Consider the following 901-nt stretch of genomic DNA (forward strand, 5'->3'; position numbering starts at 1 on the left):
GCTGGTGGTGGCCGGCGTGAAGTTCATGGGCGAAACCGCGAAGATCCTCAGCCCCGACAAGACCATCCTGATGCCCGATCTGGATGCCACGTGTTCGCTCGACCTGGGTTGCCCGGCTGACGAATTCGCGGCCTTCTGCGACGCCCATCCGGACCGCACAGTGGTGGTGTATGCCAATACCAGCGCCGCGGTGAAGGCGCGCGCCGACTGGATGGTGACTTCGTCGATCGGGCTGGAAATCGTCGAGCATCTGCATGCGCAGGGCAAGAAGATCCTGTGGGCGCCGGACAAGCACCTGGGCAGCTATATCCAGAAGAAGACCGGCGCCGACATGCTGCTGTGGCAGGGCTCGTGCATCGTGCACGACGAGTTCAAAGGCATCGAGCTGGAACTGCTGAAAAAGGATCATCCAACAGCCAAGGTCCTGGTGCACCCGGAATCACCGGCGTCGGTGGTGGCGCAGGCCGACGTGGTCGGCTCGACCTCGCAGCTGATCGCCGCCGCGCAGACGCTGGACGCGCAGGAATTCATCGTCGCCACCGACAACGGCATCCTGCACAAGATGCGCATGGCTGCGCCCGGCAAGCGCTTCATCGATGCGCCGACCGCCGGCAACAGCGCGACCTGCAAGAGCTGCGCGCACTGCCCGTGGATGGCGATGAACGGCCTGCAGAACCTGGCCGAGGTGCTGGAAACCGGGAAGAACGAAATCCACGTCGATCCGGAAATCGGCCGCAAGGCGTACGTCTGCATCGACCGCATGCTGGCGTTCGCCGCGCAGCGCAAGGCCAACGTGCGCCCGTCGGGCGACCTGGCGAAGGAACAAAAACTGTTTAAAGGAATCGGGCCGGCATGAGCACATTGAAAAACAAGTTTGCGCCATTTGATGCGGCGCTGAAGG

General features: G+C 63.0%; 1 protein-coding gene. It reads left to right on the plus strand.

The annotated features are described in order from the left end of the window. The coding region (gene nadA / locus A6M56_RS18700; protein WP_286758306.1) for a quinolinate synthase NadA at positions 1 to 856 on the plus strand (856 nt) is incomplete at its 5' end. Positions 857 to 901 lie beyond the last annotated feature (45 nt).

Origin of the sequence: Ralstonia sp. RL, assembly GCF_001683835.1 — a bacterium.
GTDB lineage: Bacteria > Pseudomonadota > Gammaproteobacteria > Burkholderiales > Burkholderiaceae > Ralstonia > Ralstonia mannitolilytica.